Annotated in this window: 14 protein-coding genes; 9 read left to right on the top strand and 5 right to left on the bottom strand. The window is 69.2% G+C overall.

Annotated features, from left to right (window positions below; all coding sequences use genetic code 11):
- Nucleotides 1-58: 58 nt before the first annotated feature.
- Nucleotides 59-376: a hypothetical protein gene (locus FV218_RS09300; protein WP_082476595.1), complete on the top strand. Its 318-nt coding sequence runs from the start codon at nt 59-61 to the stop codon at nt 374-376.
- Here FV218_RS09300 and FV218_RS09295 read toward each other — a convergent pair.
- Nucleotides 258-698, bottom strand: coding sequence for a DUF2809 domain-containing protein (locus tag FV218_RS09295; RefSeq protein ID WP_281407810.1), 441 nt, complete (start codon nt 696-698; stop codon nt 258-260). The genes FV218_RS09300 and FV218_RS09295 overlap by 119 nt on opposite strands.
- A 196-nt stretch (nt 699-894) precedes the next feature.
- Here FV218_RS09295 and prfB point away from each other — a divergent pair.
- A protein-coding gene (prfB, locus tag FV218_RS09290) for a peptide chain release factor 2 (protein ID WP_147709514.1) occupies nt 895-2,023 on the top strand; the annotation gives its coding sequence in 2 pieces (ribosomal slippage) (nt 895-963 and nt 965-2,023; 1,128 coding nt in all).
- A 69-nt stretch (nt 2,024-2,092) separates the two neighbouring features.
- Here prfB and FV218_RS09285 read toward each other — a convergent pair.
- Both FV218_RS09285 and FV218_RS09280 read right to left on the bottom strand, forming a co-directional pair.
- Nucleotides 2,093-3,244: a M23 family metallopeptidase gene (locus FV218_RS09285; protein ID WP_147709518.1), complete on the bottom strand. Its 1,152-nt coding sequence runs from the start codon at nt 3,242-3,244 to the stop codon at nt 2,093-2,095.
- A 151-nt stretch (nt 3,245-3,395) separates the two neighbouring features.
- Nucleotides 3,396-3,863, bottom strand: coding sequence for a peroxiredoxin (locus FV218_RS09280; RefSeq protein ID WP_147709513.1), 468 nt, complete (start codon nt 3,861-3,863; stop codon nt 3,396-3,398).
- Nucleotides 3,864-4,025: 162 nt separating this feature from the next.
- On the opposite strand from FV218_RS09280, the gene FV218_RS09275 reads away from it, so the two are divergent.
- Complete coding sequence (locus FV218_RS09275) at nt 4,026-7,454, top strand: AsmA-like C-terminal region-containing protein (RefSeq protein WP_246685047.1); 3,429 nt, start codon at nt 4,026-4,028, stop codon at nt 7,452-7,454.
- A gap of 39 nt (nt 7,455-7,493) precedes the next feature.
- Here the strand turns inward: FV218_RS09275 and tyrS are convergent, their stop codons facing one another.
- Nucleotides 7,494-8,771, bottom strand: coding sequence for a tyrosine--tRNA ligase (tyrS, locus tag FV218_RS09270; RefSeq protein ID WP_147709511.1), 1,278 nt, complete (start codon nt 8,769-8,771; stop codon nt 7,494-7,496).
- A gap of 113 nt (nt 8,772-8,884) precedes the next feature.
- Between tyrS and FV218_RS09265 the strand changes: the two genes are divergently transcribed.
- The 6 genes from FV218_RS09265 to FV218_RS09240 all read left to right on the top strand — a co-directional run bounded on the left by FV218_RS09265 (nt 8,885) and on the right by FV218_RS09240 (nt 14,275).
- On the top strand, nt 8,885-10,024 hold the full coding sequence (locus FV218_RS09265; RefSeq protein ID WP_187273008.1) for an anhydro-N-acetylmuramic acid kinase: 1,140 nt from the start codon (nt 8,885-8,887) through the stop codon (nt 10,022-10,024).
- Between the two features lie 80 nt (nt 10,025-10,104).
- A complete protein-coding gene (locus tag FV218_RS09260; protein WP_147709510.1) occupies nt 10,105-11,196 on the top strand; it encodes a catalase family protein in 1,092 nt (363 codons plus the stop codon).
- Nucleotides 11,197-11,279: 83 nt separating this feature from the next.
- The gene (gene aroC, locus FV218_RS09255) at nt 11,280-12,383 is read left to right on the top strand and encodes a chorismate synthase (RefSeq protein ID WP_147709509.1); all 1,104 of its coding nucleotides are present in this window, start codon (nt 11,280-11,282) and stop codon (nt 12,381-12,383) included.
- Between the two features lie 50 nt (nt 12,384-12,433).
- On the top strand, nt 12,434-13,510 hold the full coding sequence (gene ribB / locus FV218_RS09250) for a 3,4-dihydroxy-2-butanone-4-phosphate synthase (protein WP_056094388.1): 1,077 nt from the start codon (nt 12,434-12,436) through the stop codon (nt 13,508-13,510).
- Nucleotides 13,511-13,701: 191 nt separating this feature from the next.
- Nucleotides 13,702-13,995 (top strand): BrnT family toxin, encoded by a 294-nt coding sequence (locus tag FV218_RS09245; protein ID WP_147709508.1) that lies wholly within the window; start codon nt 13,702-13,704, stop codon nt 13,993-13,995.
- Nucleotides 13,973-14,275, top strand: coding sequence for a BrnA antitoxin family protein (locus tag FV218_RS09240; protein WP_147709507.1), 303 nt, complete (start codon nt 13,973-13,975; stop codon nt 14,273-14,275). The genes FV218_RS09245 and FV218_RS09240 overlap by 23 nt, the downstream gene beginning before the upstream one ends.
- 27 nt (nt 14,276-14,302) lie before the next feature.
- Here FV218_RS09240 and FV218_RS09235 read toward each other — a convergent pair whose 3' ends face one another.
- Nucleotides 14,303-15,232 carry a histone deacetylase family protein gene (locus tag FV218_RS09235; protein WP_147709506.1) on the bottom strand — a complete coding sequence of 310 codons (930 nt, stop codon included), beginning with the start codon at nt 15,230-15,232 and terminating at the stop codon, nt 14,303-14,305.
- Nucleotides 15,233-15,238: the final 6 nt, after the last annotated feature.

Genomic DNA, 15,238 nt, shown 5'->3' with positions numbered 1-15,238 from the left:
CCCCCGTGTCGAGCACCTTCGGGGCGCGCCTCGACCCCGCCCATCCCGGAGTTGCCCCGTGCCCTCGATCTTGCGAACCGTCCTCGCCGCCGGCCTCGTCGGCTTCGCGCTCACCGGCCAGGCTTTTGCCGAGGTGCGCTACCTCGCCGCCGACGGCCCCGTCGTGCTGCCCACCGATCTCGGCACGGGCCGGCCGCTTCCCGATGATCCGCGCGCCATCCCGGTGCCCAGCGTGATGAACGGCGGCGGCTTCGGGTTCACCGGGACCGAGTACTACAGCGACAGCCGCAGCGAAGGCCGCCTCGACGGCTCCACACGCCCGCGCGAATACGTCCTGAATCCGGCCCGCATCGGCCCACAGGATTATCGGCGCTAGGAACGCGGGTCGCCTCTCGGGCGGGTTCGTGTCGCAGGCATGAATCCACGAGGACGGCGACACCGATGCCGGCGGCATAGGCCACGAGATTCCAGGCTGAAAAGATCCGCCCGAGGAGGAGCTGGCCCGCGAGGGTCAGCCGGAAGGCGTCGAGTGCCGGCGCATGGACGAGGCGGAACAGCTCGACGGCGAGCGCCGTGACGGCGGCCAGCCCCAGAATGCGGCGACGGGGCCGCGGCCAGAGGGTCGCGACGAGGCCGTAGACCATCGCCCCCCAGAGGATCGACCCGCCGTACTTCACGAACCCCGGCGGCAATCCCATCGGCACCAGGCGCAGGGCCGTCCCGGCCCCCACGACCATGAGCGTGGCGGCGAGGAGCGGCAGGCGTCGGAGAATGGGTGAGGCGTGGTCACGACTCATATCGGGGGCGCCATCGTGAAGGGCTCCGGCGTTTACACCACGCGGGCGGGTCGGTATCACCCGCGCTCACACCTCGCACACGAGCCCGAAACACCAGATGCGCGCCGAGATCGAACAACTCTCGGATGCCGCCAAGCAGTCGATCGGACTGCTGAGGAGGCATCTTTGACTGGGATACCGTCGAGAAACGCCTCGCGGAGCTGAACGCTGCGTCCGAGGACCCGGCCCTGTGGAACGACGCGGAGGCCGCGCAGACCGTCATGCGCGAGCGCACGCAGCTCGACGAGGCCGTCACCTCCATCAAGCGCCTGTCGCAGGACCTCGAGGATGCCGCGACCCTCATCGAGCTCGGCGAGATGGAGGGCGACCAGGACACCATCCTGGAGGGCGAGAACGGGGTCCGCGCCGTCGAGGCCGAGGCCGCGCGCCGCCAGATCGAGACCCTCCTGTCCGGCGAGGCTGACGGCTTCGACACCTATCTCGAAGTCCATTCGGGTGCGGGCGGCACGGAGAGCCAGGACTGGGCCAACATGCTCCAGCGCATGTACGGCCGCTGGGCCGAGCGCCGGAAGTACAAGGTCGAGATCGTCGAGTGGTCGGACGGCGACGAGGCGGGGATCAAGGGCGCCACGCTTCTGATCAAGGGCCACAACGCCTATGGCTGGCTCAAGACCGAGTCTGGCGTGCACCGGCTGGTGCGGATCTCGCCCTACGATTCGAGCGCGCGCCGGCACACGAGCTTCGCCTCCGTGTGGGTCTACCCGGTGATCGACGACCGCATCGTCATCGAGATCAAGGAATCCGACTGCCGCATCGATACCTACCGCTCGTCGGGCGCCGGCGGCCAGCACGTGAACACCACGGACTCGGCGGTGCGCATCACCCACAACCCCACGGGGATCGTGGTGGCGTGCCAGCAGGAGCGCTCGCAGCACAAGAACCGGGCCACCGCCTGGAACATGCTGAGGGCCCGCATGTACGAGGCCGAGCTGAAGAAGCGCGAGGAGAAGGCCAACGCCGAGGCCGCCGCCAAGACGGATATCGGCTGGGGCCACCAGATCCGCTCCTACGTGCTCCAGCCGTATCAGCTGGTGAAGGATCTGCGCACGGGGACCCAGTCAACGGACCCGGACGCGGTGCTCGACGGCGCCCTCGATCCGTTCATGGAGGCATCCCTGGCCCAGCGCGTCTACGGCGGCGCCGATACCGTCGAAGACCTCGACTAGGGCGCATTCCGACAAAGTGGCCACGGGTTCGTCGAAAGAATGCGCGTCACGAAGATGAACTGAAGCCGTTCATTGGTCGAGGGCATCAGCCACCCGCAAAAAGCGCTGCGGATCGACGGGCTCACCGTCGATCCGGGTCTCGTAATGGAGGTGGCTCCCCGTCGAGCGCCCCGTCGAGCCGACACGCCCGACGATGACGCCGGCCGCGACCCACTGCCCCGGGATCACTGCGTAGGCGGAGAGATGCGCGTAGCGCGTCGCCAGCCCGTGGCCGTGATCGATCTCCACCATGTTGCCGTAGCCGCCGTTGTAATCGGCCACCGTCACACGGCCGGCCGCCGTGGCGCGGGCCGGCTCGCCGGTCTCGGCACGCAGGTCGAGCCCCGTATGCATGGCGTAGCCCCGGGTGAACGGGTCGAGGCGCGCCCCGAAGGTGCTCGACACGGGGGCCGACCCGGCGATGGGCCGGCGCAGGGGCAGGGCCTCCGCGATGCGGCGCAGTCCCGCCGCCTCCGCGACGGCGCGCTGCGCCTGCGCCACGGCGAGGCCGAACGGATCGTCGCTCAAGGGGACCAGGGGGCCGCCAAGGCCGGCCTCGCGGGTCTCGAACCGCGACGGGTCGAGGCCGATCCGAGCGACGAGGCCGCGCAGGCGCTGGACCGTGCGGCCGGCATTCGCACCGATCCCCGCGATGGCGCGAGACTGGGCCTCGGCGAGGCCGTCGAGGCGCCGTTCCAGGTGCGCCACGGTGATGCCGGTGCGGCGGGCGGATTCGCGAGCGCCGCGCAGGTCGAGGACGTCCGTGGTCGGCTCCGGCGTCGGGAACGGTTTGGCCGCCGTGCCCGGGCGCCGCGCAGCGGGATCGAGGGGCGCTTCCTCTTCGACCGCCGTTTCGGGCAGGTGTCGGCCCGGCGCCTCGCCGGCCAGGGTCGAGAGCACGCCCTGGCGCGATTCGAGGGCAGCCTGTCGCCGGGACAGGTCCTTCAGCCGCGTGGCGAGGCCGTCGCGGGTCGTCACCTGCTCCAGGGTCGTCCGTTCGAGCTCGAGGCGCAGGGCCGCGATACGCGACTCGTAGCCGTACTGCATCGTGCTCTGCTGGGAGACGAAGCGGGCGAGCACCTCGTCATGGAAGATGAGGTAGTAGGTGGCGCCCCCGGCCCAAGCCGTCGCGAGCGCCAGTGCCGCCCCGAGCCCTCGGACAAGACCGGTTCCCGAGCGCATCTTCGCGGTGCGCACCGTCTTGCCGGGTGGCTTACGGGAGATGTGAGGCATCGACGCGCACCTGATTCAACGCGCACCATCTGACCGGATTAGGGTTAACGAAGCCTCACTGCCGCGGGTCTGCGATTCACCATGCCCCCCACGAGGCGGATCACGCCTGGGCTTGCGCCGCTGCCAGAACCTCTTCGGCATGGCCCGGGACCTTCACCTTGGGCCAAATCCGGACGATGCGCCCCGTCCGGTCGAGGAGCATGGTGGTGCGCTCCACGCCCATGTACTTGCGTCCATACATGCTCTTCTCGACCCAGACGCCGTAGGCCTCGAGCATGGCCTTGGTCTCGTCGGAAGCCAGCGGAAAGGTGAGCTCGTATTTCGCCCGGAACTTGTCGTGGCTCCTGACCGAGTCGGGGGAGATGCCGATCACGATCGTGTCTGCGGCCGCGAAGGCCGCGCCCAGGGCGTTGAATCCCTGCGCTTCCAGGGTACAACCGCTCGTGTCGTCCTTCGGATAGAAGTAGAGCACGGTCTTGCGGCCCATGAGGTCCGCCAGGCGGACGGCGCCACCGCCGGCCCCCGGCAGGTCGAAATCGGGAGCCTGATCTCCGGTATCGAGGGACATGATGCCTTCCTTTCGGCCGATTAATGGTGTGCCTGGGGGAAACGCCATGGCCCGGGCCCAGCGCCCGAGACGCCTTTCCCCCACGGACCGCCGCTCGATAGCCCGAGGGTGCGGTCCGATCCAGCGGCTCAAGGATTGATGGTTCAGGACACGGGCACGGGTATGCGACCGGGCCGCGCGGTCGGGCGGCGGCGGCGGCGCTGGCTGTTCTGGCCGGCGCTCGTCCTCGTGCTCGGCCTCGGCGCCGGATTGACCGGCCTCTTCTGGCGCCTGTCGAACGGCCCCCTGCGCATCGACGGCATGTCGGAGCGCGTCGCGTCGGCCATCGCCGGGAGCATCGGTGCGGGCTGGCGCGTGTCTCTGCGCGACAGCGCCCTCGAACTCGACTCCGAAAATTCCCTGGCCCTCAGGGTGGCCGGCCTCGACATCTACAATTCCGAGGGCGCCCTCGTGGTACGGGCACCCCAGGCCGTGGTGAGCCTCGACACCTGGGGTCTCGCCCGGCTCTCGGTTCAGCCGAGGGCCATCGAGTTCCGCGATCTTCAGATGACCGCCCTGGTGCACCGCGACGGCAGCATCGCCTTCGCGGCCTCCGACTCGCAGCAGGCCGGAACCGTCCAGCCCCATACCTTGCCCAGCGTGGACGCGGTGCTGGGCAAGGTCTCGCCGATCTCGGCCACCGTGGCGTCGATCTTCGGCGTCGTGCTCGATTCCGCCGGCATCGTCGGGGCCCTCGACCGGGCGCGCATCACCAACGGCCGTCTCACCCTCATCGATGACGACGCCCGCCAGCGGGCGGTGTTCGAGCACGTCAACGGCCTGTTCCACCGTGACGCCGCCCGCAACGCCCGCGTGTTCGAACTGCGCATCGAGGGCCCGCACGGGGAATGGCGCTTCGGCGGCGACCTGCAGGAGGCCGGCGGTAGCCGCCGCACGGGGGTCATCACCCTCGACGACCTGCCGATCACCGACCTGCTGCTTCTGTCCGGCCAGTCGAAGCTGCCGGTGGAAACCGACCTGAAGCTCTCGGCCAGGGCCGACGTGGCCCTCGACGGCGGGCGGATCGAGACGATGGCGGCCACCATCCGCACCAGCGACGGCAACGTCCTCATCGAGGAGAAGGATTTCAACCCCGTCACCATCGAGAACCTGGAAGCCCGGGTGAGCTGGGACGAGACGGGCCGCGCCATGAAACTCGACGCCCTCGACTACCGCGGCGGCGGCAACTCCGCTCACCTCACCGGAGCATGGGCGGCGGGCGCGCCCGAATCCGATATCGCCTGGACCATGACCCTTGACGGTCGCGACGCGACCCTGCGGGGCGCCAACGGGCAGGACCAGCCCGTCTCCATCGATTCCCTCTCGGCCCACCTCACGGGCCGGGCCGGCGGCATCGCCATCGACGATTTCTCAGTCAAGGCCGGACCGGCGAGCGGGCGGATCACCGGCACCCTGGGCACCACCGCCGACGATGACGGCCTGACCCTTCACATCACCGCCGCGAACACCGACGGGCGCATGGCCCTGCGCCTCTGGCCCGAGCACGTGGCCCCGCCGGCACGCAACTACCTCGTCGATTACCTGCGCGGCGGCCGAGTCGATACCGTCGACATCACCGTCGACATGAGCGGCAGCGAACTCGCCGCCGCAACGCGCGGCGAGCCCATGCCCGACAACGCCGTGCGGATCGCGTTCGCCGTCTCCGACGCGACCCTTGCCGTCACGGCCGATGCGCCGCCCCTGACCCGGGGCCGCGTCACGGGGGTCATCACCGGTCTCACCACCACCATCCGGGGCGTCACGGCCGACCTGCGCATGCCGGACAACCGCTTCCTGTCGATCACGGACGGATCCTTCGTGATTCCCCGGATCACCCCGGACGCGGTGGTGGCCCAGATCGGCATGCGCCTCGGCGGCGGGGCCGACGCCCTGGTGTCCCTGATGCAGACGAAGATGTTCAAGAGCCTCACCGGCGTCGATATCGATCCGGCGAGCGTGAAGGGCACGGCCGACCTACGCATCGACTTCCCGCTCAACCTGAAGCACATCCCGGACCTGCCCGATCTGCCGGTGACCATCGCGGGAACGCTGGCCGACATCGGCGTCGACAAGGCTTTCGGCAAGGAACGCCTCGATGCCGGGCGGTTCACGGTGTCCTACGATCGAGGTGCCTTCGCCCTCAAGGGCGACGCGCGGGTCCAGGGCTCGCCCCTCACCGTGGACCTGCGCCAGCCCAAGCCCGGCGCCCCCGGCGAGGTTCTGGTCAACCTCAGCCTCGACGAGGCCCTGCGCGCCAAGAAGGGTCTGCCGGTCAGCCCACAGATCACCGGGTCGATCCCCGTGAAGATCGCCGTACCCATCGGGCGCGCCGGGTCGGGCAAGCCGCCGATCCGGATCGAGGCGGATCTCGCCCGCGCCGGCATCGACGGCGTCGTGCCGGGCTTCGCCAAGCCCGCAGGCAAGCCGGGACGCCTCGCCTTCACCCTGACGGAGAGTGCCGGGGGCGGGTCGTACGAGTTGCGGGACATCGTCCTCGACGCCGCCCCCGCCCAGGCACGCGGCACCGCCACCCTCGGCGCCGACGGCCTGGTCGAGCGGGCCGACCTGTCGAGCCTCAAGCTCTCGCCCGGCGACGACATGCGCCTTCAGCTCGAACGCTCGGGGAACAGCTACCGCATCGCCGTGAAGGGCGCCGTCGCCGATGCCCGGCCGGTCCTGCGCGGCCTGACCGGCCCGGAGGGCAAGGGCAGGAGCGACCCGACCCCGAAGGACATCGACGCCGACCTCTCGCTCGCCATCCTCACGGGCTTCAACGGCGAGGCCCTGACCAACGCGACCGTCAAGCTCGTCCTGAAAGGCAAAGACGTGCGCTCCGGCCGTATCCAGGGCCGCTTCGGGGCCGCCCCGTTCAGCGCCCAGATCGGCCGCTCGGAGCAGGGCCCGATGCTCACGCTGGACACCCAGGACGCCGGCGCGACCCTGCGCTTTGCCGACATCTACAAGCGCATGTACGGCGGCAAGCTCGTCATGAGCACCGCCCTCAACGACGGGCCGCAGGCGGGCGTCGTGCAGATCCGCAACTTCGTCCTGCGCAACGAGCCGGCCCTGTCGAGCATCATGGCGCAGGGGCCGGCGAGCAGCGAGATCGTCGATGCGCGCGGCCGCAAGCAGATCGTGCAGAACGCCGGCAACGACGTGACCTTCGACCGCCTGCGCGCCAACTTCGTCCGCACCGGTGCCCGGGTCGATTTCACCGACGCGGCGATCTCCAACGCCGCCATGGGCTTCACCCTGAACGGCTACCTCGACACGGCCAAGGAGCGCACGGACATCAACGGCACCTTCGTGCCGCTCTACGGCCTCAACAACGTCGTCTCGCAGCTGCCGATCCTCGGCCAGCTCCTCGGCGGGGGCCACAACGAGGGCCTGTTCGCCCTCAACTTCCGCGTCGCCGGACGGCTGTCGAAGCCTGATGTCAGCGTCAATCCGCTCTCCGCCCTGGCGCCCGGCATCCTGCGCAAGCTGTTCAGCGCTGGCGGCGGCAACGACGGGATCGCCGGGGCCGCGCCCATGGGCGAGACCGAACGGTAGCAACCGGCCCGACGCGCGTCGGGCCGGGGCGAGCGCGTCCTAACCGACCTTCAGCAGCACGTGCTTCTTACGGCCGAAGGAAAGCTTGATCACCCCGTCCGCCGTCACGTCGCCCGTGCGCAGGACCGCCCGCTCGTCGGTGAGCGCCACGTCGTTGACCCGCAGGCCGCCGCCCTTGATCTGGCGGCGGGCCTCGCTCGTGGACGGCACCAGCTTGGCGTATTCGGGGCCGAAGGCCGAGAGTACGCCGAGCCCGGCATCGAGGAGGGCGGCCGAGACGATCACGGTCGGCAGGTCCTGCGCCACGCTGCCTTCGACGAACGTCTTGCGGGCCGTCTCGGAGGCCGTGTCCGCCGCCTCGCGCCCGTGCATCAGGGCGGTGGCCTCGCTCGCCAGCACCTTCTTGGCCTCGTTGATCTCGGCGCCCTGGAGCGCCGACAGGCGGGCGATCTCACCCATGGGCAGGAGGGTGAACAGCTTGAGGAATCGGCCGATATCGGCGTCCTCGGTGTTGCGCCAGAACTGCCAGTAATCGTACGGCGACAGCATGGCGGCATCGAGCCACACGGCCCCGGCGGCGGTCTTGCCCATCTTGGCGCCGGACGCCGTGGTGAGCAGCGGGCAGGTGAGGCCGTAGAGCTGCGGCGTGCCCATGCGGCGGCCGAGATCGATGCCGTTGACGATGTTGCCCCACTGGTCCGAGCCGCCCATCTGCATGGTACAGCCGTAGCGGCGGTTGAGCTCGACGAAGTCGTAGGATTGCAGGATCATGTAGTTGAATTCCAGGAACGACAGCTCCTGGTCGCGCTCCAGCCGCATGCGGACGCTGTCCATGGACATCATCCGGTTGACGGAGAAATGCCGGCCGATGTCGCGCAGCATCTCGATGTAGTTGAGCTTGGTCAGCCATTCGGCATTGTCGACCATGGTCGCGGCGTTGCCGCCGCCCTCGAAGCGGAGGAACCGGGCGAAGGTCTTCTGGATGCCGACCTTGTTCTCCTCGATCTGTTCGAGGGTGAGGATCTTGCGGCTCTCGTCGCGCCCCGAGGGATCGCCGACCCGGGTGGTGCCGCCGCCCATGAGGGTGATGGGCGTGCCGCCCGTGGCCTGGAGCCAGTGCAGCATCATGATCGACAGGAGGTGGCCGATATGGAGCGAGGCCGCCGTGCAGTCGTAGCCCACATAGGTGGTGAGCCGGCCTTCGAGCGCCGCCGCGTCGATGCCGGCGAGGTCCGAGCCCTGGTGGATGAAGCCACGCTCGGACAGCACCCGGAGGAAATCGGATTTCGGAGCGAAGGCGTCGGGCGCGGAGGACATGGACGGTTCCGGTGTCGGAGGATCACGGATGGGGGACACGGCGCGGACCGGCGTGATAGCACCGCGCGTCATTGCGCCGGCTCTTAGCAGGGCTGACCGAGGAAGGCACGACCATGACCATGATGCGCGCCATCGGCCTGATGAGCGGAACGTCCCTCGACGGCGTCGACGTCGCCCTCATCGAGACGGACGGGCACGACGTCCGGGTGGTGCAGAGCCACAACGGCTACCTCGAACCCCTCGGCCCCACGGGCTATCGCGGCTACTCCGACGAGGATCGCGAGCTGCTTCGCCGCGCGCTGGCCGATTCGGAAGCCGTCACCGCGCGGGAGGACCGGCCGGGATGTCTTCCGGAAGCGGAAGCCTTCGTCACCGCCGCCCATGCGGAAGCGGTGGAGAGTTTTCTCGCCGACAACGGCCTGACGCCGGCCGATATCGACGTGATCGGCTTTCACGGCCAGACCGTGGTGCATCGGCCCGACCAGCGCATGAGCGTGCAGATCGGCGACGGCGCCGCCTTGAGCCGACGCCTCGGCATCCCCGTGGTGTCGGACCTGCGCCACGCCGACATCGCGGCGGGTGGCCAGGGCGCGCCCCTCGTACCCGTGTTCCATCAGGCGCTCGCCCGCGCCTCGGGCTTCGAGGGTGCCCTCGGCATCCTCAACATCGGCGGCGTCGCCAACGCGACGCTCATCGCCTCGAACGGCGAGGTCATCGCCTTCGACACCGGGCCGGGCAATGCCCTCATCGACGACTGGATGCGCGAGCGCACGGGCCGGCCCCTCGACGACGGCGGCCGCACCGCCGCGCGCGGGCGCCCGGACGAGCCGCTGCTGGCCTGGCTCCTCATCCACCCGTTCTTCGCGCGCCGGCCGCCGAAATCCCTCGACCGGAACTGGTTCTCCCACAAGCTCGCGGGCCAGCTCTCCACGGAGGACGGCGCGGCGACGCTCACCGCCTTCACGGCCCGCGCCGTGGCCCGGGCCCTCGACCACGCGCCCGAAATTCCGACCCGCTGGATCGTGGCCGGGGGGGGCGCGCGCAACGGCGAACTCGTGCGCCTGCTGAACTACCACCTGCGCGCCGAGATCACGACGGCGGACGCCATCGGCTGGTCCTCGGCCTATCTCGAGGCCCAGGCCTTCGCGCATCTCGCCGTGCGTTCCCTGAAGGGCCTGCCGATCACCTTCCCGTCGACCACCGGGGTCCGCGAGGCGATGACGGGCGGCGTGCTGGCACGGCCGGGCGACTGAAGCCCCGCACACCGATTCGTGACCGGACACGGGGGCGTCGGCGCGCGTTCTCCCCCGGAATTGCTCCGGACGGGTGAACCATGGCCGAGACCTACCTGCGCTATCACGACGGGATCGAGACCCCGAAGCCCGACGAGGATGGGGTGATCGACCAGATCATCGCTTCGATGACACGCGAGAGCGAGACCACGGCCAAGCGCTACGGCCACGCCGTGCGCGCCTCGCATGCCAAGGTCAGCGGTGTCGTGGTCGGAGAGTTGCAAATCCTCGGCGACTTGCCGCCGGAGCTTGCACAGGGCCTGTTCGCCAGGCCCGGCACCCATCCGGCGGTGGTCCGGTTCGCGCAGGGACCCGGCGAACTCCTCAAGGATTCCGTCTCCACCCACCGCGGCATGGCGATCAAGGTGTTCGGCGTCGAGGGCGAGACGCTGCCGGGCCACAACGGCACCACCCAGGATTTCGTGCTGGCCACCGGGCCGGTCTTCCCCAATCCGGACGCGGAGGGCTTCCTCGGCAGCATGAAGCAGCTCGAGATCGGCACCAAGGCGCCGGAGGACGTGAAGGTCGCCGTCTCGAAGATGGCCCGGGCCGCCAACACCCTGGTCAAGACCTTCACCGGCAAGGACACGCCGATCCTCGACTTCTTCGGCCACGCGCCGAAGCACCCCCTGGCTGAGCCGTATTACAGCCAGGCCGCCCTGCGCTACGGCGACTTCGTCGCCAAGGTCGGCGCCTTTCCGGCGACGCCGGCACAGGACGCCCTGGCCAAGGAAACGCTCGACCCGAGCGCCGATCCGGACGTGTTCCGCCACGCCGTGGCGGCGCAGTTCCGCGAGGCGGAAGCGGTGTTCGAGATCCGGGTCCAGCTCTGCACCGATCTCGACGCCATGCCCGTGGAGGACGCCTCGAAGGAATGGTCCGACGCGAGAAGTCCCTATCGCACGGTGGCCCGCCTCGTCCTGCCGGTGCAGGCGGCCGACAGTCCGGCGCGCTTCACCTATGCGGACGACGTGCTGTCGTTCCGCCCCGCCCACAGCCTCGCGGCGCACCGGCCGCTCGGCTCCCTCATGCGGGCGCGGCTGAAGACCTATGCGGCACTGTCCCGCTTCCGGCACGAGCGCAACGCCGTACGCGAGACGGAACCCCGGACGGTCGCGGACGTCCCAGCTTGAGTACCGCCGGGCCGGCCCCGCAGGGGACGGGCACCGGCCCGGCATTTGTGACTCGCGAAAACCCGCGCTAGAGCGGGGGCGCCATGTCCCACAACACCTTCGGCCATCTCTTCCGCGTCACCACCTTCGGCGAGAGCCACGGCGTCGCCCTCGGCTGCGTCGTCGACGGCTGCCCGCCCGGGATCGCCATCGAGGCCGCCGACATCCAGGCGGAGCTGGATCGGCGCAAGCCCGGCCAGTCGCGCTTCACCACCCAGCGCCGCGAGCCGGATCAGGTCCGCATCCTCTCGGGCGTGTTCTCGGACGACCGCACCCATGGCCGCCAGCTCACCACCGGCACGCCCATCGCCCTGGAGATCGAGAACACCGACCAGCGCTCGAAGGATTATTCTGAAATCCGCGACAGCTACCGGCCGGGCCACGCCGATTACGCCTACGACGCCAAGTACGGCATCCGCGACTATCGCGGCGGGGGGCGCTCGTCGGCCCGCGAGACCGCCGCGCGGGTGGCGGCCGGCGCTATCGCGCGCCGGGTTCTGCCAGAGGGCGTGATCATCCGCGCCGCCCTGGTGCAGATGGGCCCGCACGCCGTCGACCGGTCGCGCTGGGACTGGGACGAGGTCGGCAAGAATCCTTTCTTCTGCCCCGACGCGACGGCGGCGAAATTCTACGAAGGCTATCTCGACGACATCCGGAAAGACGGCTCGTCCATCGGCGCGGTGATCGAGGTGGTGGCCGAGGGCGTGCCCCCGGGCCTCGGCGCGCCGATCTATGGCAAGCTCGACGCGGATCTCGCCGCCGCGATGATGTCCATCAACGCCGTGAAGGGCGTGGAGATCGGCGACGGCTTCGCTTCGGCGGCCCTGCGCGGCGAGGACAATGCCGACGAGATGCGTTCGGGCAATGCCGGTGCCCCGACCTTCCTCGCCAACCATGCCGGCGGCGTGCTCGGCGGCATCTCCACCGGCCAGCCCATCGTGTGCCGGTTCGCCGTCAAGCCGACTTCGTCGATCCTCACCCCGCGCATGAGCGTGACCAGCGACAACCGCGACGTCGACCTCGTCACCAAGGGCCGCCACGATCCCTGCGTCGGCATCCGTGCCGTGCCGGTAGCCGAGGCCATGATGGCGTGCGTCCTCGCCGATCACTATCTGCGCCACCGGGGGCAGGTGGGCGAGCGGCCTTGAGCCCGCTCCACGCCGCCGAGCCCGCCACGCCAAGTCCGAGAGATCCGCCCGTGCCCCACACCCATGTTACGCAGGCCATCGAGGCCTATGCCCGCGGCGAGATCGTCGTGGTCACCGACGACGACGACCGCGAGAACGAGGGCGACCTCGTCGTCGCCGCCTCCCTCTGCACGCCCGAGAAGATGGCCTTCATCGTCCGCAACACCTGCGGCATCGTCTGCGCGCCCCTGACCCGAGCCGAGGCCAGGCGCCTGCGCCTCGATCCCATGGTGGCGGCCAACGACGCGCCGCTCGGCACCGCCTTCACCGTGACGGTGGACGTCAAGCACGGGCTCACCACGGGCATCTCCGCCGAGCAGCGCTGCAACACCGTGCGGGCCCTCGCCAACGGCAACATGGGCGAATCGGATTTCGTGCGACCCGGCCACGTCTTCCCGCTCATCGCCAAGGATGGCGGCGTGCTCATGCGCTCGGGCCACACCGAGGCGGCCGTCGATCTGTGCAAGCTCGCGGGGCTGCCGCCCGTGGGCGTGATCTGCGAACTCGCCAACGACGACGGCACCGTGATGAAGGGCCCGCAGATCACGGCGTTTTCGGAGTTGCACAACCTCCGGCGCGTGTCCGTGGCCGACCTCATCGCCTACCGCCAGTCCCGCGAAAAGCTGGTGGAGCGCGTCGGGACCTTCCCGGTCACCACCGAGTCCGGCGCGATGACGGGTTACGCCTACACCACGCCGTTCGAGACCGTGCAGCAATTCGCCTTCGTGTACGGCGACATCGGCGACGGCCGCGACGTACTCGTGCGGCTGCACCGCTCCAACGTGGTGGCCGACGTCATCGAGGGCGGGAAGCAGATCGAGGCGGTCAAGCGCCGCTTCGCCCGTGAGGGGCGCGGTATCCTCGTCTACCTGCGCGACGGGTCGGCGGGTGTCCCGCTTCAATCCTACGCCGAGGAGGGCGCGGAGGCCCAGCGCGTCCGGGCGTGGCGCGAAGTCGGCCTCGGCGCCCAGATCCTGCGCGACCTCGGCGTCGTCTCGATCCGGAACCTGGCGACCTCGTCCCGGGCCTATGTCGGCCTGTCGGGCTTCGGGATCGAGTTTTTGGGGGATGAGCGGCTGGAGGGGTAGCGCGAACAGGGCCGCGATGCGGCCCGGATCAGGCTCCATCGGAAGATGCGAGACCTTGGACAATCTTTCTGCTGCCGGGTGCGAACATCGGGCACGGCCGAGCGAAAGCGAGATGAAAAAGTCCTCCCCGCTCGATCGGATCTGGGGCGGATGCTTCTTGTACCCGCCTGAGTTGCAGTTCACATTGGGTAATGGGTGAGAACGACCACCCGATTTGGGACGACCCGAAGAACAATAGGAATATCAACGAACGCAAAATAGACTTTGCTGATCTCGACGCTATTTCCGATGGACGCTTCGCCATCGTGACGGAAGACACAAGGCACGATTACGGCGAACGACGGTTTAATATGCTCGTCGAAATCGGTGAATTGATCTTGAATGTCACCTTCACGAAGCGGCCACCCAAGTATCGAGTTATCTCAGCACGGATCGCAAGTCGGATAGAAAGGAGGATGTACCATGCCAAGTCACAAGAAAGCTGAGCCGCTCCCTGACCGCACGGATTGGGCCGCCCTCCGAGCCATGTCCGACAACGAGATCGAACGAATCGCCGCCGATGACGAAGACAATCCCGCCACGGACGAAAGTCACTGGGTGAATGCGACCGTGATCTTGCCGTCCGGCAAAACCTCCATCCACGCCAGTTTCGATCGTGACGTAGTGGATTTCTTCAAACGCGACGGCCGCGGTTATCAGGCCCGCATGAACGCGGTCCTGCGTCACCACATGGAAGCGCAACAGGGCAAAACATCCAGGTCGTAGCCCCGTCCGCCGTGGTCCGGCGACCGCTCACCGCCCCATCAAGGCGTCCATATGGGCGGCGACCGACAGCCCCAACCCCTTGAGGCTGTAGCCACCCTCCAGCACCGAGACGACGCGGCCACCCGCGTGCTTCTCCGCAATCTCCATGACGCGCCGGGTGGCCCAGCCGAAATCGGCCTCGTCGAGCTGGAGATGGGCCAGGGGATCGAGGCGGTGGGCATCGAAACCGGCCGAGATCACGATGAGGTCCGGGGCGAACGCCTCCAGCCGGCGCAGGATGCCGGCCTCGAACACCTCCCGGAACCGCTCGCTGCCGTCGCCGGCGCGGAGCGGCACGTTGACGATGGTGTCGTGATTGCCGCGTTCCGAGGCCGCGCCCGTGCCGGGATAGAGCGGCATCTCGTGGGTCGAGGCGTACAGCACGCTGGCATCGTCCCAGAAGATGTCCTGCGAGCCGTTGCCGTGATGCACGTCCCAATCCACCAGGGCGACGCGGGTGGCCCCGTGCACCTGACGCGCGTGGCGGGCCGCGATGGCGGCATGGTTGAACACGCAGAAGCCCATGGCCTGCATGCGCTCGGCGTGGTGTCCGGGCGGGCGCATGGCGACGAAAGCGTTGCGGCACTCGCCCTTCATCACCGCATCGACGGCATGGACCGCACCGCCGACGCCGCGCAGGGCCGCCTCGATGGTGCCGGGCGACAGGAGCGTATCGCCGTCGATCTGGACGAAACCTTCGCGCGGGGCCGCCTCGATGAGCGCCTGCACGTAGGGCACCGGATGGACCAGGGTCGGCACCGCCGGGTCGGCGAGGGGGGCAAGCCCGCGCACGAGGCCGGCGAATCGCTCGTCCTCCAGAACCCGCTCGACGGCGCGGATGCGATCCGGACATTCGGGGTGCCCCGCCGGCATGGCGTGGTCGAGGGCGGCGGGATGGCTCACGTAAAGCGTCGTCACATCATC

It is taken from the genome of Methylobacterium sp. WL69, assembly GCF_008039485.1.
Taxonomy (GTDB): domain Bacteria; phylum Pseudomonadota; class Alphaproteobacteria; order Rhizobiales; family Beijerinckiaceae; genus Methylobacterium.
Note: the sequence above shows the minus strand (reverse complement) of the source record. Positions and strands in the feature narration are given on the sequence as shown.